17 protein-coding genes are annotated in these 17,632 nt (G+C 73.7%); all 17 read right to left on the bottom strand.

Features of this window, described 5'->3' with window-relative positions; all coding sequences use genetic code 11:
- Positions 1-86 precede the first annotated feature (86 nt).
- Positions 87-1,349: a methionine adenosyltransferase gene (gene metK, locus KW076_RS07795; RefSeq protein WP_224354810.1), complete on the bottom strand. Its 1,263-nt coding sequence runs from the start codon at positions 1,347-1,349 to the stop codon at positions 87-89.
- Positions 1,350-1,364: 15 nt separating this feature from the next.
- On the bottom strand, positions 1,365-2,654 hold the full coding sequence (coaBC, locus tag KW076_RS07790; RefSeq protein WP_224354809.1) for a bifunctional phosphopantothenoylcysteine decarboxylase/phosphopantothenate--cysteine ligase CoaBC: 1,290 nt from the start codon (positions 2,652-2,654) through the stop codon (positions 1,365-1,367).
- Positions 2,655-2,661: 7 nt separating this feature from the next.
- The gene (gene rpoZ, locus KW076_RS07785) at positions 2,662-3,108 is read right to left on the bottom strand and encodes a DNA-directed RNA polymerase subunit omega (protein ID WP_224354808.1); all 447 of its coding nucleotides are present in this window, start codon (positions 3,106-3,108) and stop codon (positions 2,662-2,664) included.
- 76 nt (positions 3,109-3,184) lie between these two features.
- Positions 3,185-3,745, bottom strand: a complete 561-nt coding sequence (gene gmk / locus KW076_RS07780) for a guanylate kinase (protein WP_370643403.1) — start codon at positions 3,743-3,745, stop codon at positions 3,185-3,187.
- A 169-nt stretch (positions 3,746-3,914) separates the two neighbouring features.
- On the bottom strand, positions 3,915-4,229 hold the full coding sequence (gene mihF, locus KW076_RS07775) for an integration host factor, actinobacterial type (protein WP_224354806.1): 315 nt from the start codon (positions 4,227-4,229) through the stop codon (positions 3,915-3,917).
- Between the two features lie 97 nt (positions 4,230-4,326).
- The gene (gene pyrF / locus KW076_RS07770) at positions 4,327-5,229 is read right to left on the bottom strand and encodes an orotidine-5'-phosphate decarboxylase (RefSeq protein WP_224356810.1); all 903 of its coding nucleotides are present in this window, start codon (positions 5,227-5,229) and stop codon (positions 4,327-4,329) included.
- Between the two features lie 17 nt (positions 5,230-5,246).
- Positions 5,247-8,549 carry a carbamoyl-phosphate synthase large subunit gene (gene carB / locus KW076_RS07765; protein ID WP_224354805.1) on the bottom strand — a complete coding sequence of 1,101 codons (3,303 nt, stop codon included), beginning with the start codon at positions 8,547-8,549 and terminating at the stop codon, positions 5,247-5,249.
- A gap of 3 nt (positions 8,550-8,552) precedes the next feature.
- Positions 8,553-9,740: a glutamine-hydrolyzing carbamoyl-phosphate synthase small subunit gene (carA, locus tag KW076_RS07760; RefSeq protein ID WP_224354804.1), complete on the bottom strand. Its 1,188-nt coding sequence runs from the start codon at positions 9,738-9,740 to the stop codon at positions 8,553-8,555.
- The gene (locus KW076_RS07755) at positions 9,737-10,357 is read right to left on the bottom strand and encodes a PH-like domain-containing protein (RefSeq protein WP_224354803.1); all 621 of its coding nucleotides are present in this window, start codon (positions 10,355-10,357) and stop codon (positions 9,737-9,739) included. Before KW076_RS07755 ends, carA begins: the two co-directional genes overlap by 4 nt.
- Positions 10,354-11,715 (bottom strand): dihydroorotase, encoded by a 1,362-nt coding sequence (locus tag KW076_RS07750; protein ID WP_224354801.1) that lies wholly within the window; start codon positions 11,713-11,715, stop codon positions 10,354-10,356. Before KW076_RS07750 ends, KW076_RS07755 begins: the two co-directional genes overlap by 4 nt.
- Positions 11,712-12,710, bottom strand: coding sequence for an aspartate carbamoyltransferase catalytic subunit (locus tag KW076_RS07745; RefSeq protein ID WP_224354800.1), 999 nt, complete (start codon positions 12,708-12,710; stop codon positions 11,712-11,714). The genes KW076_RS07750 and KW076_RS07745 overlap by 4 nt, the downstream gene beginning before the upstream one ends.
- A gap of 3 nt (positions 12,711-12,713) precedes the next feature.
- Positions 12,714-13,328: a bifunctional pyr operon transcriptional regulator/uracil phosphoribosyltransferase PyrR gene (gene pyrR, locus KW076_RS07740; protein ID WP_224354798.1), complete on the bottom strand. Its 615-nt coding sequence runs from the start codon at positions 13,326-13,328 to the stop codon at positions 12,714-12,716.
- Between the two features lie 167 nt (positions 13,329-13,495).
- Positions 13,496-13,945, bottom strand: a complete 450-nt coding sequence (nusB, locus tag KW076_RS07735; RefSeq protein ID WP_224354796.1) for a transcription antitermination factor NusB — start codon at positions 13,943-13,945, stop codon at positions 13,496-13,498.
- Positions 13,938-14,501 carry an elongation factor P gene (gene efp, locus KW076_RS07730; protein WP_224354794.1) on the bottom strand — a complete coding sequence of 188 codons (564 nt, stop codon included), beginning with the start codon at positions 14,499-14,501 and terminating at the stop codon, positions 13,938-13,940. The genes nusB and efp overlap by 8 nt, the downstream gene beginning before the upstream one ends.
- Positions 14,502-14,585: 84 nt before the next feature.
- The gene (gene aroB / locus KW076_RS07725; RefSeq protein WP_224354792.1) at positions 14,586-15,743 is read right to left on the bottom strand and encodes a 3-dehydroquinate synthase; all 1,158 of its coding nucleotides are present in this window, start codon (positions 15,741-15,743) and stop codon (positions 14,586-14,588) included.
- Positions 15,740-16,366, bottom strand: coding sequence for a shikimate kinase (locus tag KW076_RS07720; protein ID WP_224354790.1), 627 nt, complete (start codon positions 16,364-16,366; stop codon positions 15,740-15,742). The genes aroB and KW076_RS07720 overlap by 4 nt, the downstream gene beginning before the upstream one ends.
- A complete protein-coding gene (gene aroC, locus KW076_RS07715; RefSeq protein WP_224354789.1) occupies positions 16,363-17,598 on the bottom strand; it encodes a chorismate synthase in 1,236 nt (411 codons plus the stop codon). Before aroC ends, KW076_RS07720 begins: the two co-directional genes overlap by 4 nt.
- Positions 17,599-17,632: the final 34 nt, after the last annotated feature.

Genomic DNA, 17,632 nt, shown 5'->3' with positions numbered 1-17,632 from the left:
GGGTCCTCGGGCCACCCGTCCGGGGAGTCGGGCAGCCGCGGCCGCTCCTCAGGCTCGGCGAGCGCGAACAGGGCGTCCGTGGCGGATCACACCCCCGCGGCGCGGCGGAGCTCCTCCACCTTGTCCGTCCGCTCCCACGTGAAGTCGGCGTCGTCCCGGCCGAAGTGGCCGTGCGCGGCGGTCTTGCGGTAGATCGGCCGGAGCAGGTTGAGCGACTTGACGATGGCGGCGGGGCGCAGGTCGAACACCTCGTTCACGGCCGCGATGATGGTCTCCTCGGGGACGGCGTTCGTGCCGAAGGTGTCCACGTAGAGGCCCACGGGGCGGGCGGAGCCGATCGCGTAGGCCACCTGGAACTCGGCGCGCCCGGCCAGGCCGGCGGCGACGACGTTCTTGGCCACCCAGCGCAGGGCGTAGGCCGCGGAGCGGTCGACCTTGGACGGGTCCTTGCCGGAGAAGGCGCCGCCGCCATGGCGGGCCATGCCGCCGTAGGTGTCCACGATGATCTTGCGGCCGGTCAGGCCGGCGTCGCCCACGGGGCCGCCGATGACGAACTTGCCGCCCGGGTTGATGATGAACCGGGCGTTCGAGACGTCCAGGCCGGAGCGCTCGATCACGGGGCGGATCACGTGCTCGGCGACGTCGGCGCGCAGCTGCTCCTGGGTGACCACGTCGTGGTGCTGGGTGGAGACCACCACCGTCTCGACAGTGCGGGGGCGGTGGTCGGCGTCGTAGCCCACCGTCACCTGCGTCTTGCCGTCCGGCAGCAGGTACGGCATGGGGGTGTTCTCCTGGCGGCGCACGGCGGTGAGACGCTCGGAGAGGCGGTGGGCCAGGTAGATGGGGGTCGGCATGTACGACGGCGTCTCGTTCGTGGCGTAGCCGAACATGATGCCCTGGTCGCCGGCGCCCTGCTCGTCGACCTCGTCCGCCGAGCCCTGCTCGCGCGCCTCGAGGGACCGGGAGACGCCCGCGAAGATGTCCGAGGACTGCTGGCCGATGGAGACGTTGACGCCGCACTGGGCCCCGTCGAAGCCGTTGGCCGACGAGTCGTAGCCGATGTCCAGGATGGTCTCGCGCACGATGTGCGGGATCTCCACGTACGCCGACGTGTTCACCTCGCCGGCCACCTGCACCAGGCCGGTGGTGGAGAGCGTCTCCACCGCGACCTTCGCGGAGGGGTCCGCCGCCAGGATGGCGTCGAGGATCGCGTCCGAGATCTGGTCGCACATCTTGTCCGGGTGACCGGAGGTGACGGACTCGGAGGTGAACAGGCGCAGGTCTCCGCCCCCGACGCCGCGGTACGGCTGGGCGGCGGCGGACGGGGTCGGCGTGGGGGTGTCGCTCATGCCGACCATCCTAGGTCAGCGTCCGGGGGCCCCTCCGGCCTCCCGACTCGCCAGGACACGCTCCAGCGCCTCGACGACGGCGGCCGCCGCCTCCGCCTTGGAGCCGGTCCGGGTGACGGGCTCGGCGCCGTCCGCGGAGAGCACCGTGACCTCCGTGGCGTCCTGGCCGAAGACCTTGCCGTCCCCGACCTCGTTGACCACGAGCAGGTCGCAGCCCTTCCGGGCCAGCTTGGCCCGGCCGTATTCCAGCGGTGTGGTGTGCTCGTCCCCGGTCTCGGCGGCGAATCCGACGATCACGGGGGCCATGGGGCCGCCCGCGTCCCGGGTCTGCACCGCCGTGGCGAGCACGTCCGGGGTGCGCTCGAGGACGATGGTGGGGGCCCCGCCGTCGTCCGTCTTCTTGATCTTGGACGTGGCCACCTGGGCCGGCCGGAAGTCCGCGACGGCGGCCGCCATGATGAGCACGTCGGCGTCGGCGGCCTCCGACAGGACGGCCTCCAGCAGCTCCTGCGTGGACTCCACCGCGGTGACCTCCGTGCCCGCGGGCGGCGCCACGGACATGGGCCCGGCGATGAACCGGACCCGGGCCCCGGCGGCCAGGACGGCCTCGGCGAGGGCCGTGCCCTGCTTGCCGGAGGAGCGGTTGCCCAGGAAGCGGACGGGGTCGAGGGCCTCGCGCGTGCCGCCGGCGGAGATCACGACGGTGCGTCCGGCCAGGGGCGACGCGGCTCCGGGCTCCGCCGCGGTGACCGCGGCCTCGCGGCCCGCACGACCCCCGGCGCGGGCGGCGGCGTCCTGGGCCTCGGCCCAGATCCGGGCGGGCTCGGGCAACCGGCCGGGGCCGGAGTCCGCACCGGTGAGGCGCCCGGAGTCCGGCTCGATCACGTGCACCCCGCGCTCGCGCAGCAGCGCGACGTTGGCCACGGTGGCGGGGTGCCGCCACATCTCGGTGTGCATGGCGGGCGCCAGCACCACCGGGCACGTGGCGGTGAGGAGGACGTTGCCCAGCAGGTCGGGGGCCATGCCGGCGGCGGTGCGCGCGAGCAGGTCGGCGGTGGCCGGGGCGACGACGACGAGGTCGGCCTCCCGCCCCAGCCGGACATGGGAGACTTCCGGGACGTCGGTGAACGTGTCCGTCCGCACCGGACGGCCGGAGAGCGCCTCCCACGTGGGGGCGCCGACGAACCTGAGGGCGTTGTCGGTGGGCACCACCGTGACGCCGTGGCCGGCCTCCTTCATGAGGCGCAGGAGCAGCGCGGCCTTGTACGCCGCGATGCCCCCGCCGACGCCGAGCACGACCTCCATCAGCGGATCAGGCGTCCTCGTCCGCGACGTCCGCGCCGGAGAGGATGTCCTCGACGGCGTCGTCGTCCCCCGTGGTGACCGGGGCGCCGTACTCCTCGGGGGACACGCCCTCGGCGGTCGGCTCGGCGACGAAGGGGTCGTCGTCGCCCGGCAGCGCGAAGTCGCCGAACTCCTCCTCGGCGAGCTCGATCGCGGGCTCCACCGCGGCGGTCTCGGCCATGACCAGCATGTCGGACTCGATCTCGCGCATGGCGATGGACAGCGGCTTCTCGTTCAGCTGGGTGTCCACGAGGGGGCCGACGTACTCGAACAGGCCCTCGTGCAGCTGGGAGTAGTAGGCGTTGATCTGGCGGGCGCGCTTGGCGGCGAACAGCACCAGGGCGTACTTCGAGTCCACCCGCTCCAGGAGGGAGTCGATGGGCGGGTTGACGATGCCTTCGTACTGATCGGTCACGTAGGTCTCCAGTGTCTGCTCTCGGGTGGTCTTCTGGCCGTGCGTCGGAACGCACGGGGCGGCCGGGGGCGGCCCGTCAGGCGGAGGCGGGGGCGTCATGGGGGTCGATCCCCATGAGCTTCACGAGCTCCGCGGCGGCGCGCTCGACGGCGTCGTTCACGACGACGGCGTCGAACTCCGGCTCGGCGGCGAGCTCAAGTCTAGCCGTTTCCAGCCGGCGGCGCTGTTCCTCCGGGCCCTCGGTGCCCCGGCCGACCAGCCGGGAGACGAGCTCGTCCCACGACGGCGGGGCCAGGAACACGAACGTGGCCTCCGGGAGCGTCCGGCGCACCTGGCGGGCGCCCTGGAGGTCGATCTCCAGGAGCACGTGTCGCCCGGCCGCGACGGCCTCGGCCACGCGATCGCGCCGGGTGCCGTAGCGGTTCCGGCCGTGGACCACGGCCCACTCGAGCATCTGGTCCCCCGCCACGAGCTCGTCGAACTCCTCGGGCGTGGTGAAGAAGTAGTGGACCCCGTCCTCCTCCCCCGGACGCGGGGCGCGCGTGGTCGCCGAGACGGAGAGCCAGGCCTGGGGGTAGTGCTCGCGGATGTACGCGGACACGGTGCCCTTGCCGACCGCGGTGGGGCCGGCCAGCACGGTGACCCCGGCGCCCGGCGCCGGGGGGCGGGAGGGGGCGCGCTCGCCGGGGACGGAGGGGGCGGGGCCGAGGTCGGAGAGGTCGCTCACGGGTGCTCCTGGGTGGTGGGTCACCGCGGCGGCTGCGGGCGACGGGCCTGCAGGGTCCGCGCCGCGCCCCGGCGGCAGGTCATCGGCCAATATAGGCGATGAGCGCCTCGCGCTGGCGGCGTCCGAGGCCCTTGAGGCGACGCGCCGGGGAGATCTCGCAGGCCTCCATGACGGCCGAGGCGCGGACCTCGCCCACGCCGGGCATCGCCTGGAGCAGGTCCACCGTCCGGAGCCGGCCGATGGCGGGGTCGACGTCCGCACGGGCGAACACCTCCTGCAGGCTGAGGTCTCGGTTGGCGAAGGAGGTCTTGAGGGTCGCGCGCTCCTGGCGGGCCCGCAGGGCCTTGGCCCGCGCTTCAGCCCGCTCCTCGACGCTCAACTGCCGCAGTGCCATCGAAAGTCCTCGCTCCATCGTCCGGTGGTTCCCCGGCACGGTGCCGGTTGGTCGTTCAAACAACCATAACCGGCTGAGTTCGGACGGAAAGTTACCATCACGCATCCCTGCCCGCGGCATGCCGCGGGTCGGGCCCCTCGACTCCCAGGTCAGCCCGGGCGGCGTCGATGGCGCGCGTGAGCGAGGTCACAGTCGGACCGGCCGCCAGGATCCCTCGGGACGACGTGGCCAGCACCTGGGGCCAGGCCGCGCCGAACGCCTCCCGCATGCCCGCCCCGGTGGCACCCTGCGCCCCGAAGCCGGGGGCCAGCAGCGGTCCGCGCAGCGCGGCGAGGTCGATGCCCAGCTCGCGGGCATGGCCCGCCACCGTCGCCCCGACCACCAGGCCCACCGGGCCCCAGCCGTCGAGACCGGCCAGCCGGGCGTCGTCCGCGGCCGCGGACGTGACGATCCGTGCGGCCACGGCCCCCTGCCCCTCGGACGCGCCGACGTGCTGGACGGAGGCCCCCTCCGGGTTCGAGGTCAGTGCGAGCACGAACACCCCGCGGCCGGCGGCGGCCGCCCGCTCGATGCTCGCGGTCAGCGTCCCGTAGCCCAGGTAGGGGCTCAGCGTCACGGCGTCGGCGGCCAGGGGCGAGGCGTCGTCCAGCCAGGCCGCCGCGTAGCCGTCCATCGTGGAGCCGATGTCCCCGCGCTTGGCGTCGGCGATGGTGAGCACCCCGGCGTCCCGGGCCTCCGCCAGCAGCCGCTCCAGGACCGCGAGGCCGGCCGAGCCGTGGCGCTCGAAGAGGGCCACCTGGGGCTTCACGGCGGCCACGCGGGCCGCGCCGTCCCCGGCTGCGGCCTCCAGGGCCGTCAGCCCGAAGGACTCCAGGCCGGCGGCCGTGTCGGGCAGCCCCCAGGCCTGCAGCAGGGACGGGTGGGGGTCGATCCCCAGGCACAGCGGCCCGGCCGCGGCCATCGCCGCGGCCAGGCGCCGCCCGAAGGGCTCACGCGTCATGGACGCGGCGGGCACGCTCACGCGGACGCCTCCGCCGCGACCGCCTGCGCGAGGCGCTCTTCGTGCTCCTGCAGCGAGGTGACCGACCACTCGTAGGTGCGCATCGCCTCGATGGCCTGCAGGCATGCGGCGAACTCGGCGGTCGTGGTGATCACCGGCACGCCCAGGGAGGTGGCCGCGGCGCGGATCTCGTAGCCGTCGGTGCGGGCCTCGCCGCCGGAGGGCGTGTTCAACACGAGGTCCACGCGGCCCTCGTGCAGCTGCTCGAGGACGGTCCCGGCGCCGTCGGCGTCGGACGCGTCCGCGATCTTCGCCACGACCTCGGCGGGCACGCCGTTGCGGCGCAGCACCTCGGCGGTGCCGCCCGTGGAGACGATCTCGAAGCCGAGGTCCACGAGGCGCTTGGCCTGGCCGACCACGGCGCGCTTGTCCCGATTGGCGACCGAGACGAACACCCGGCCCTCGGTGGGCAGCGGACCGCCCGCGCCGGCCTGCGACTTCGCGAACGCGGTGTCGAAGTGGCGGTCGATGCCCATCACCTCGCCCGTGGAGCGCATCTCCGGGCCCAGCAGGGAGTCGACCACGCGGCCCTCCGCCGTGCGGAAGCGGGTGAAGGGCAGCACGGCCTCCTTGACGGCCACCGAGGCCCCCATCGGGAGGGAGGCGCCGTCGAAGGCGGTGGGCAGGGTGCCGGCCGCGCGCAGCTCCGCGATGGTCCGGCCCATGCCGATCATCGCCGCGGCCTTGGCCAGCTGCACGCCGGTGGCCTTGGAGACGAACGGCACCGTGCGGGACGCGCGGGGGTTCGCCTCGATCACGTAGAGCACGTCCGAGGCGAGCGCGAACTGGATGTTGATCAGGCCGCGCACGCCCACGCCCGCGGCGATCTTCTCCGTGGCGGTGCGCACGCGCTCCAGCACGTCCGGGCCGAGGGTCACGGGCGGCAGGACGCAGGCCGAGTCCCCGGAGTGGATGCCGGCCTCCTCGATGTGCTCCATGACGCCGCCCAGGTACAGCTCGTGGCCGTCGTAGAGGGCGTCCACGTCGATCTCGATGGCGTCCTCGAGGAAGCGGTCGACGAGCATCGGCTGCGTGGGGGTGATCTCGGTGGCGTTCGTGACGTAGTGGGCCAGCGCCTCCTCCGTGTACACGATCTCCATGCCGCGGCCGCCCAGCACGTAGGACGGGCGGACGAGCACCGGATAGCCGATCTCGTCCGCGACGCGCCTGGCGTCCTCGAAGGAGACGGCCGTGCCGTTCTTCGGGGCGATGAGCCCGGCCTCGTCGAGCACGCGGGCGAACTCGCCGCGGTGCTCGGCCAGGTCGATGGCCTCCGGGGAGGTGCCGAGGATCGGCACGCCCGCATCGGCCAGCTGCTGGGCCAGCTTCAACGGGGTCTGCCCGCCGAGCTGCACGAACACGCCGGCGACGCCGCCGGTCGCCTCCTCCGCCGCGATCACCTCGAGCACGTCCTCCAGGGTGAGGGGCTCGAAGTAGAGGCGGTCGGAGATGTCGTAGTCCGTGGAGACGGTCTCGGGGTTGCAGTTGACCATGACGGTCTCGTAGCCGGCCTCGCGCAGGGCGAGGGTGGCGTGGACGCACGAGTAGTCGAACTCGATGCCCTGGCCGATGCGGTTCGGGCCGGAGCCGAGGATCACCACGGACGGCGCGGCGTGCTCGTCGACCTCCGACTCCAGGTCGTAGCTGGAGTAGCGGTAGGGGGTGAACGCCTCGAACTCGGCGGCGCAGGTGTCCACGGTCTTGTAGACGGGGCGCACGCCGAGGGCGTGGCGCAGCCCGCGGACCACGGCGGGGTCCATGTGGCGCAGGGAGCCGATCTGGGCGTCGGAGAAGCCGTGGCGCTTGGCGCGGCGGAGGACCGCCTCGTCCAGCTGCGGGGCCTCGCGGACCTCGTCGGCGACCTCGTTGATCAGCATCAGCTGGTCGAGGAACCACGGGTCGATCGCGGTGGCCTCGAAGGCCTCCTCGAGCGTGGCGCCGGCGTAGAGGGCGCGCTGGGTCTGGGCCAGGCGCTGCGTGGTCGCGGTGCGGGCGGACGCGAGCAGGGAGGCCGGGTCGGCGTCGCGGTCGAAGGACAGCTCGGAGCCCTTCTGCTCCAGCGAGCGGAGGGCCTTCTGCAGGGCCTCGGAGAACGAGCGGCCGATCGCCATGGCCTCGCCCACGGACTTCATCGTGGTGGTCAGCGTGGCGTCGGCGGCCGGGAACTTCTCGAACGCGAACCGCGGGACCTTCACCACCACGTAGTCGAGGACGGGCTCGAAGGAGGCCGGCGTCTTCTGCGTGATGTCGTTGGGGATCTCGTCCATCGTGTAGCCCAGGGCCAGCTTGGTGGCGATCTTGGCGATCGCGAAGCCGGTCGCCTTGGAGGCCAGCGCCGAGGAGCGGGACACGCGCGGGTTCATCTCGATGACGACGACGCGGCCGTCCTCCGGGTTCACGGCGAACTGGATGTTGCAGCCGCCGGTGTCCACGCCGACCTCGCGGATGACGTTGATGGAGATGTCGCGCAGCTTCTGGTACTCGCGGTCGGTGAGGGTCATCGCCGGGGCGACGGTGATCGAGTCGCCGGTGTGCACGCCCACGGGGTCGACGTTCTCGATGGAGCAGACGACGACGACGTTGTCGTTCTTGTCCCGCATCATCTCCAGCTCGTACTCCTTCCAGCCCAGGATGGACTCCTCCAGGAGCACCTCGGAGGTGGGCGAGTACTGCAGGCCGGCGCCGCAGATGCGGCGCAGGTCGGCCTCGTCGTAGGCCATGCCGGAGCCGAGGCCGCCCATGGTGAAGGACGGGCGCACGACGACGGGGTACTTGAGGTCCTCGACGGCGGCGAAGGCCTCCTCCATGGTGTGCACGATGTGCGAGCGGGCGGACTCGCCGCCGGCGCGCTCCACGACGCCTTTGAACAGCTCGCGGTTCTCACCGAGCTCGATCGCGGCGATGTTCGCGCCGATCAGCTCGACGCCGAACTTCTCGAGGACGCCGTCCTTGTCCAGGGCGATCGCCGTGTTCAGCGCGGTCTGGCCGCCGAGGGTGGGCAGGACCGCGTCCGGGCGCTCCTTCTCGATGATCTTGGCGACCACCTCGGGGGTGATGGGCTCGACGTAGGTGGCATCGGCCAGCTCCGGGTCGGTCATGATCGTCGCCGGGTTGGAGTTCACGAGGATGACGCGGACGCCCTCCTCCTTGAGCACGCGGATGGCCTGGGTGCCGGAGTAGTCGAACTCGGCCGCCTGGCCGATGACGATGGGCCCGGAGCCGATGACCAGGACGGACTTCAGGTCGGTGCGCTTGGGCATGGATCAGGCTCCTTCGGGGGTGGCGGACGGGGCGGCGGCGCGGCGTTCGGTGAGCGTGTGGGCGAACCGGTCGAACAGGCCGAGCGAGTCGTGCGGACCGGCGGCGGCCTCGGGGTGGAACTGGACGGAGAAGGCGGGGCGGTCGAGCAGGCGCAGGCCCTCCACGACGTCGTCGTTGAGGGACCAGTGGGAGACCTCGACGCGGCCGTAGCGGGCCTCCGGGGCCTCCACGACCTCGCCGATCGGGGCGTCCACCGCGAAGCCGTGGTTCTGGGATGTGATCTCCACGCGGCCCGTGGCCTTGTCCATCACCGGCTGGTTCGGGCCGCGGTGGCCGAACGGCAGCTTGTAGGTGCCGAAGCCGAGGGCGCGGCCGAAGATCTGATTGCCGAAGCAGATGCCGAAGTACGGCAGGCCCGCGTCCAGGACCTCGCGGAGGACGGCAACCTGGGCGTCCGCGGTGGCGGGGTCGCCCGGGCCGTTGGACATGAAGACGCCGTCCGGCCGCACGGCCTGGATCGCGGCGAAGTCGGAGTCCGCCGGGAGGACGTGCACGCGGATGCCGCGGGCGGCCAGGTGGTGCGGGGTGGCGGCCTTGATGCCGAGGTCCAGGGCGGCGACGTCGGCGATGGGCTCGCCGTCCCAGCCGTGGTCGGACGGCTCGACGACGTACGCGGAGGGGGCGGAGACGGTCTCGGCCAGGCGGGCGCCGGCCATGGACGGCTGCTCGCGGACCTCCGCCAGCAGTTCGGCCTCGGGGCGCTGGGCGGCCTCGCCGGAGAAGATGCCGGCCTTCATGGACCCCTCGGTGCGCAGTGCGCGCGTGATGGCCCGGGTGTCCACATCCTGGATGCCCACGACGCCGTGCGCGGCGAGCTCCTCGTCCAGGGTGCGCTGGGAGCGCCAGTTCGAGGGGCGGCGGGCGGCGTCGCGCACCACGTAGCCGGCCACCCAGATGGCGCGGGACTCGGCGTCCTCGTCGTTCACACCGGTGTTGCCGATGTGCGGGGCGGTTTGCACCACGATCTGGCGGGCGTAGGAGGGGTCCGTCAGGGTCTCCTGGTAGCCGGTCATGCCGGTGGTGAACACGGCCTCGCCCAGCGTGGAGCCGCGGGCGCCGTAGGCGCGGCCGCGGTGCACGGTGCCATCCTCCAGCACCAGCAGGGCGGTCTCGGGGGTCGGGGTGCTCATCGGGCGTTCTCCTGTCCTGCGTCGGGGCGGCCGGCGCGGTCGATGACGGTCTGCAGGGCCTCCAGGACGCGGTCGCGGTCCTCGGGGCGGCGGGGGCGGAAGGCGGAGGTGACGTCGACGTCGCCGAGGCGCCAGCCCCACGCGACAAGCCCGCCGGGCTCCACGAACTTGCCGGCGATGCCGGCGGAGCGGCCGGCCTCCATGAGGTGGGCGGCGGGGACGAACAGCGGGGCGATGTTCGGGCGCAGCACCAGCACGCCGGGCCGGTCGCCCGCCGTGTGGACCTCCAGCACGCCGGAGGAGCGCAGCCCCAGGTCGTGGACGGCCACCCGGTCGAGGCGGTCGGTGCCGGAGACGGTGCCCACCCACATGCCCTCCGCGGACACGGCGGGCTCGCGCTCCAGGACCTCGGGCGGCACGGTGGCCGGCGCCGGGATGCCGGCCTGCCGCCGCCGGCGGCCGCGCCAGCCCCATGCGATGAGGGCCAGCAGGAGGGCGATGACCCCGACGGTCGTCAGCACGATCGGCAGCCAGACGTCCGAGTAGTCCTTCATGGGCGAGGCCGGCGGGACCGGCGTGGCCGCCAGGGGCAGCGCCGCCGGGAGCACCGCGCTCATGCGCGGCCCTCGGGGGCGTCGGCGTGGACCACGGGCTGGGTGAGCTCGCCGTCGGCGACGACCCGGCGGCCGCGGTAGACGGTGTGCACGACCGCGCCGGGCAGCTCCATGCCCCGGTACGGGCTGTTGCGGGAGCGCGTCGCGTGGGTCTCGGGATCCACAGCGCGACGCACGGCCGGGTCCCACAGTACCAGGTTGGCGACGGCGCCCACGAGCGGCTCGCCGGACTCGTCGGCCTGGCCCTGGTCCTGCAGCCCGGCGATGCGGGCCGGCTCCGTGGACATGGCCCGCGCCACGCCGGACCAGTCCATCAGGCCGGTGTCCACCATGGCCTGCTGCACCACGGAGAGCGCGGTCTCCAGGCCGGTCATGCCCATCGCGGCGACGGTCCACTCGCACTGCTTGGACTCCGCCGTGTGGGGGGCGTGGTCCGTGCCCACCGTGTCGATGGTGCCGTCCGCCAGCGCCGCGCGCAGGGCGTGGACGTCCGACTCGCGACGCAGCGGCGGGTTGACCTTGAACACCGGGTCGTAGGAGCGCACGAGCTCCTCGGTGAGCAGCAGGTGGTGGGGGGTCACCTCGGCGGTCACCTGCACGCCCTGCGCCTTGGCCCAGCGGATCAGCTCCACGGAGCCGGCGGTGGACACGTGGCAGACGTGCAGGCGCGAGTCCACGTGCTGGGCGAGCAGCACGTCGCGGGCGATGATCGCCTCCTCCGCGACCGCCGGCCAGCCGGCGAGGCCGAGGACGCCGGAGAGCTCCGACTCGTTCATCTGCGCACCCGCGGTGAGCCTGGGCTCCTGGGCGTGCTGCGCCACGAAGCCGCCGAAGGACTTCACGTACTCGAGGGCGCGGCGCATGAGCACGGCGTCGTGCACGCACATGCCGTCGTCGGAGAACATCCGGACGCGCGCCTGCGAGTCGGCCATCGCGCCGATGTCGGCGAGGGCTTCCCCCGCCAGGCCCACCGTGACGGCGCCCACCGGGTGGACGTCGCACCAGCCGGCCTCGCGCCCCAGGCGCCAGACCTGCTCGACGACGCCCGCGGTGTCCGCCGTGGGCGTCGAGTTCGCCATGGCGTGGACGGCGGTGAATCCGCCGCGGGCGGCGGCACGGGTGCCGGTCTCGACGGTCTCGGCGTCCTCCTTGCCGGGCTGGCGGAGGTGGGTGTGCAGGTCCACGAGGCCGGGCAGGAGCACCGTGCCGGCGGCCTCGACGACGCTCGCGCCCTCGGCGTCGACGGCCGGGACCTCCCCGACCGCGGCGACGCGGCCGTCGCTCACGAGGACGTCCGCCACGCGGCCGGAGGCCAGGGCGGCCCCGCGGAAGAGGAGGGCGGGAGGGACGGTGGTGCTCACGGGCGGGCCTCCTGGGGGGCGAGGGCGGGATCCTGGTTCAGCACGAGGTGCAGCACGGCCATGCGCACGGACACGCCGTTGGCCACCTGCTCCAGGACGGTGTTCTGCGGGGAGTCCGCGGCGGCGTCGCAGATCTCCAGGCCGCGGTTCATGGGGCCGGGGTGCATGACCAGCGGCGTGTCCAGGCGGGATCCGGACTGGCGGGTCAGGCGCTCGAACCGCGCCGGGTTCAGCCCCCAGAGGCGGGTGTACTCCCCCGCGGACGGGAAGTAGGCCCCGCCCATGCGCTCGGCCTGCACGCGGAGCATCATGACGGCGTCGGGGGCGTCGGCGAGGGCCTCGTCCAGGGAGTAGGTCACCCGGGCCGGCCAGGAGGCCACGCCCACGGGCAGCAGCGTGGGCGGGGCGGCCAGCGTCACGCGGGCGCCCAGCAGCGTCAGCAGCCACACGTTGGAGCGGGCGACGCGGGAGTGCAGGATGTCGCCCACGATCACGACGTGCATGCCGGTGAGGTCGGTGCCCGTGGGGGCGACGCCGTCGTGGGCGGCCAGGTGGTGGCGCAGCGTGAAGGCGTCCAGCAGGGCCTGGGTGGGGTGGGCGTGGGTGCCGTCGCCGGCGTTCACCACGGCGGAGTCCACCCAGCCGGAGGCCGCCAGCTGGGCCGCCGCGCCGGAGGACCAGTGGCGCATGACGATCGCGTCCGCGCCGATGGCCTCGAGGGTCTGCACGGTGTCCTTCAGGGACTCGCCCTTGGACACGGAGGAGCCCTTGGCGGAGAAGCTGATGACGTCCGCGGAGAGGCGCTTGGCCGCGGCCTCGAAGGAGATGCGGGTGCGGGTGGAGTCCTCGAGGAAGAGGTTCACCACCGTGCGGCCGCGCAGGGAGGGCAGCTTCTTCACCTCGCGCGCGTTGACGGCCGCCATCTCCTCGGCGGTGTCCAGCACGGCGAGGGCCTCGGCGCGGGTCAGGTCCGCGGTGTCGAGCAGGTGGCGCACGGCTCAGGCCTCCCTCGGGGTCTCCGCGGGGGCGTCGACGATGCGCACCGCGTCCTCCGGGACCTCGCCCGAGCCGTCCGGCCCGTCGACCTCGGTGAGGCGGACCTGCACACGCTCGGCGGTGGAGGTCGGAAGGTTCTTGCCCACGAAGTCGGCGCGGATCGGCAGCTCGCGGTGCCCGCGGTCCACGAGCACGGCCAGGCGCACGGCGGCCGGGCGGCCCAGGTCCGCGAGGGCGTCCAGGGCGGCGCGGATGGTGCGCCCGGAGAACAGGACGTCGTCCACCAGCACGACGACGGCGCCGTCCAGCGGGTGATCGGGCAGCCGGGTGGGCGCGGGGGTGCGGGCGGTGCCGCGGCGGAGGTCGTCCCGGTAGAGGGTGACGTCCACCTCGCCCACGGCGGAGACCGGGTCGAAGGCCGGGTCGATGCGGTGGAGGACGGCCGCGAGGCGGCGGGCGAGCGGCACCCCCCGGCGCGGGATGCCCATCAGGACGAGCCCCTCGGGACCCTTGTTGGACTCGAGGATCTCGTGGGCGATGCGCGTCAGCGCCCGGTCGATCTCGGGTGCGGTCAGCACTGTGCGTGCAGCACGAGGTGCGGCGGGGATCCCTCCCATGCCGGCGCCTCCTTCCCCGCCTCACAGGACGGTCGTTAAAGGATGCGGTCTGCGTGCGTCGCCGGTCCGGCCGGACGGGCGGCGGCACGCCTCGACTCTATCAGCGCGGACCGGGGCCCCGTCGTGGATGACGGGGCCCCGGTGCGGCCTGGCGTGGCGGGTGCGGCTCAGGCGAGCAGGGTCGGCTTGACCTGCTGGAGCCGGCCCAGGAGCCCGTTCACGAACTCCGGCGACTCGTCCGTGGACAGGGCGGCGGCCAGGGCCACCGCCTCGGACACGGCGACGGCGTCCGGGACCTCGTCCTCGAACAGCAGCTCCCACGCGCCCACCCGGAGGATGGCGCGGTCCACGGCCGGCATGCGGTCCAGGGACCAGCCGCGCGAGTACGAGGTCAGGGCCTCGTCGACCCGCTCCTGGTCCGCGACGACGCCCTCGACGAGCCGCTGGGTGTACGCGTTGACCTGCAGGTCGGTGCTCTCACGGCGGGTCCGGATGCCCTGCAGGACGTCCGTGCCCCGCTGCTCCGCCTCGAAGAGGATCTCCACGGCGCGCTGCCGGGAGCGGCTGCGCGCCGTGGTCCCCCGCTTGGCGTCGGAGGCGGAGGGGGTGTCAGTCATTGACGCGGCCCAGGTACTCGCCGTTGGTGGTGTTCACCTTGACGCGGGTGCCCTGCTCCACGAACAGCGGCACCTGGATCTCGGCGCCGGTCTCCACGGTGGCGGGCTTGGTGCCGGCGGAGGAGCGGTCGCCCTGCAGGCCCGGCTCGGTGTAGGTGATCTCCAACACCACGGAGGCGGGCATCTCGAGGTACAGCGGCGTGCCCTCGTTCATGGCGATGACCACCTGGGTGTTCTCCAACATGTACTTGGCGGCGTCGCCCACGACGGCGGCGGGCACCGTGATCTGGTCGTAGTCCTTGACGTCCATGAAGACGTAGTCCTCGCCGTCCTGGTACAGGTACTGGTAGTCCGAGCGGTCCACGGTGGCGAACTCGACCTTGGTGCCGGCGTTGAAGGTCTTGTCCACGACCTTGCCGGAGGTGATGTTGCGCATCTTGGTGCGCACGAAGGCGCCGCCCTTGCCCGGCTTCACGTGCTGGAACTCGATGACGTTCCAGAGCTGGCCCTCCAGGTTGAGCACGGAGCCGTTCTTGATGTCGTTGGTCGTGGCCACTCGTCTTCTCCCGATCTCGTGCGGGCCGCGCCGGCCCGCTGCATGCGTCTGTTCAGTGTGCGCCGGCCATTCTACCGGCGCGGCTCACTCGGCGATCTCCTGGTAGGCCGCGAACAGCAGGGACGCGTCCGGGATGTCCACCGTCGTCGGGCGGGCGAGGCCGTCGAGGAGGACGAAGCGCAGCTGGTCGCCGCGGTTCTTCTTGTCCCGCTTGATGCCCTCGAGCAGCGTCTGCCAGCGGTCGCCCCGGTAGGAGACGGGGAGCCCGAGGGACTGCAGGACGGACCAGTGGCGGTCCGCGGTGGCGTCGTCGAGCCGGCCCAGGGAGCGCGCCAGCTCGGCGGCGAACACGAGGCCCACGGACACGGCCGCGCCGTGCCGCCACTGGTAGCGCTCGGCGTGCTCGATCGCGTGGCCGAGGGTGTGCCCGTAGTTGAGCGCCTCGCGGGGGCCGGCCTCGCGCAGGTCGCCGGAGACGACTTCCGCCTTCACCCGGACGGCGCGCTCGATGAGCTCGCGCAGCACGGCCGAGTGGGGGTTCTGCGCCTGCTCCGGGGCCTCCTCGATCAGCTCGAGGATGCGCGGGTCGGCGATGAAGCCGCACTTGACGACCTCGGCGAGGCCGGAGACCAGCTCGTTGGAGGGCAGGGTCAGCAGCGTGTCCAGGTCGGCGAGCACGCCGGCCGGCGGGTGGAAGGCGCCCACGAGGTTCTTTCCCTCGGCGGTGTTGATGCCGGTCTTGCCGCCCACGGCGGCGTCGACCATGCCGAGCAGCGTCGTGGGCATGTGCACCACGCGGATGCCGCGCAGCCAGGTGGCGGCCACGAAGCCCGCGAGGTCGGAGACGGCGCCGCCGCCCACGGAGACGATCGCGTCCGAGCGCGTGAAGTCGTTCTGGCCGAGGACCTGCCAGCAGAAGCCGGCGACCTGGAGGTGCTTGCCCTCCTCGGCGTCCGGGATCTCCGCGGTCAGGGAGACCAGGCCGGCGGCCTCGAGGTCGTTCTTGACGACGTCGCCGGTGGCGCGCAGCGCGCGGGGGTGGATCACCAGGACGCGGCGCACCTGGGGGCCGAGCACGGCCGGGAGGCGCCCCAGCAGTCCGCGTCCGACGACGACGTCGTACCCGCCGCCGGCCCGGTTCTCCGGGCCCCCCGCGACGGGGATCACGGTGACGTCCTGCTCGGGTGCGGCGGCGGAATGCTCCGCGATGGGGTCGGACTGGTCCGGCTGGTGCTCCGTCATGGGCGGGTGTGCCTCCTCGGCAGGGTGGGGATCGCCTCCACGATACGCGAGGCGATGTCGCCGGGCCGGTGGCCGGTGCCGTCCAGGGTGAGGTCGGCGACCTCGGCATAGAGCGGGGCGCGCTCGGCGAGGACGGCCTTCCACCGTCCCGCGGGGTCTCCCGCGAGCACCGGGCGACCGGCCCCGCCGCCGAGCCGGCGCAGCGCCTCCGGCTCCGCCACCTGCAGGCTGACGACGACCGCGCGTGGATCCGCGAGGCGGGCGCGGGTGGCCGCGGAGAGCACGGCTCCCCCGCCGCAGGCGAGGACGCAGGGGGCCGGGTGGGCCAGCACGTGGGCGATGACACGCTCCTCCTGGCGCCGGAACTCCGGCTCCCCCCGGGAGGTGAAGTAGGCGGGGATCGAGCCGAAGGCGTCCTCGAACAGGGCGTCGGAGTCCACGAAGACCCGCCCCGTGGCCTCGGCGAGGGCCCGGCCGACGGTGGTCTTGCCCGCGCCCATCGGCCCCACGAGGACGACGACGGGACCGGGGTCCCGGCTCGTCTCGGCCAGGCGGCCGTCGAGCCCCCGGACCATCGCCTCCCAGGAGGGGACCCCGTCCGTGGGGGCCGGCTGCGCGCTCACTGCAGCGGGTCGCCCATGTGGTCGGCGGCGGGCTGCTCGGCGGGCGCGTCCGGCAGCGCGGGCAGCGCGGCCGTGAAGGCCTCCATGTTCCGGCGGGTCTCCGCCACGGAGTCGCCGCCGAACTTCTCCAGGACGGCGTCCGCCAGGACGAGCGCCACCATGGCCTCGGCCACGATGCCGGCGGCGGGCACGGCCGCGACGTCGGAGCGCTGGTGGTGGGCGGTGGTCTCCGCCCCGGTGGCCACGTCCACGGTGGGCAGGGCGCGCGGGACGGTGGCGATGGGCTTCATGGCGGCGGAGACGCGCAGCAGCTCGCCCGTGGACATGCCGGCCTCGATGCCGCCGGCGCGGTCGCTCGTGCGGCGGGGGCGCCCGTCCGCGCCGCGGGCGATGCCGTCGTGGGCGGCGGACCCGCGCCGGGACGCCGTGGCGAAGCCGTCGCCCACCTGGACGCCCTTGATGGCCTGGATGCCCATGAGCGCGCCGGCCAGGCGCGCGTCGAGCCGGCGGTCCCAGTGCACGTGGGAGCCCAGGCCGATCGGCACGCCGTAGGCCAGGACCTCGACGACGCCGCCGAGGGTCTCGCCCTCCTTGTGGGCCGCGTCCACCTCGGCGACCATCGCGGCGGAGGTCTCCGGGTCGATGCAGCGCACCGGGTCGGCGTCGAGCCGGTCCTGGTCCTCCGGCACGGGGAACGCGTGGGGCTCGGGCAGGGCGGCCTCGCCGAAGGCGACGGTGTGAGAGACGATCCGCACGCCCAGCTCCGCGAGGAACGCGCGGGCGACCGTGCCGAGGGCCACGCGTGCGGCGGTCTCCCGGGCGGACGCGCGCTCGAGCAGCGGGCGGGCCTCGTCGAAGCCGTACTTCTGCATGCCGGTGAGGTCGGCGTGGCCGGGCCGCGGGCGGGTGAGCCTCGCGTTGCGGGCCAGGCCCGCCAGCTCCTCTTCGGGCACGGGATCCGCGGCCATGACCTGCTCCCACTTGGGCCACTCGGTGTTGCCCACCTGGATGGCCACGGGCGAGCCGAGGGTGAGCCCGTGGCGGATGCCGCCGAGCACCGTCACCGCGTCCTGCTCGAACTTCATCCGGGCGCCTCGCCCGTAGCCCAGGCGACGGCGCGCGAGCGCGTCCTGGATCTCCTGCGTCGTGACCGGGATCCCGGCCGGCAGTCCTTCGACGATTCCTGTGAGCGCGGGGCCGTGAGACTCGCCCGCTGTCAACCAGCGCACCATGGCGTGCAGTCTCTCACGGGCGGCGCCGGCGGAG

This window comes from Micrococcus porci, from assembly GCF_020097155.1.
Taxonomy (GTDB): Bacteria; Actinomycetota; Actinomycetes; order Actinomycetales; family Micrococcaceae; genus Micrococcus; species Micrococcus porci.
The sequence above is the reverse complement of the archived record's forward strand: the minus strand, read 5'-3'. Positions and strand labels throughout refer to the sequence as shown.

Coding starts and splice junctions, on each gene's coding strand:
- coaBC (WP_224354809.1), bottom strand. CDS start 2,654: ATGGAGGTCGTGCTCGGCGTCGGCGGGGGCATCGCGGCGTACAAGGCC.
- pyrR (WP_224354798.1), bottom strand. CDS start 13,328: ATGGGAGGGATCCCCGCCGCACCTCGTGCTGCACGCACAGTGCTGACC.
- carB (WP_224354805.1), bottom strand. CDS start 8,549: ATGCCCAAGCGCACCGACCTGAAGTCCGTCCTGGTCATCGGCTCCGGG.
- aroB (WP_224354792.1), bottom strand. CDS start 15,743: ATGACGGAGCACCAGCCGGACCAGTCCGACCCCATCGCGGAGCATTCC.
- metK (WP_224354810.1), bottom strand. CDS start 1,349: ATGAGCGACACCCCCACGCCGACCCCGTCCGCCGCCGCCCAGCCGTAC.
- aroC (WP_224354789.1), bottom strand. CDS start 17,598: ATGGTGCGCTGGTTGACAGCGGGCGAGTCTCACGGCCCCGCGCTCACA.
- pyrF (WP_224356810.1), bottom strand. CDS start 5,229: ATGACGCGTGAGCCCTTCGGGCGGCGCCTGGCCGCGGCGATGGCCGCG.
- KW076_RS07755 (WP_224354803.1), bottom strand. CDS start 10,357: ATGAGCGCGGTGCTCCCGGCGGCGCTGCCCCTGGCGGCCACGCCGGTC.
- mihF (WP_224354806.1), bottom strand. CDS start 4,229: ATGGCACTGCGGCAGTTGAGCGTCGAGGAGCGGGCTGAAGCGCGGGCC.
- nusB (WP_224354796.1), bottom strand. CDS start 13,945: ATGACTGACACCCCCTCCGCCTCCGACGCCAAGCGGGGGACCACGGCG.
- carA (WP_224354804.1), bottom strand. CDS start 9,740: ATGAGCACCCCGACCCCCGAGACCGCCCTGCTGGTGCTGGAGGATGGC.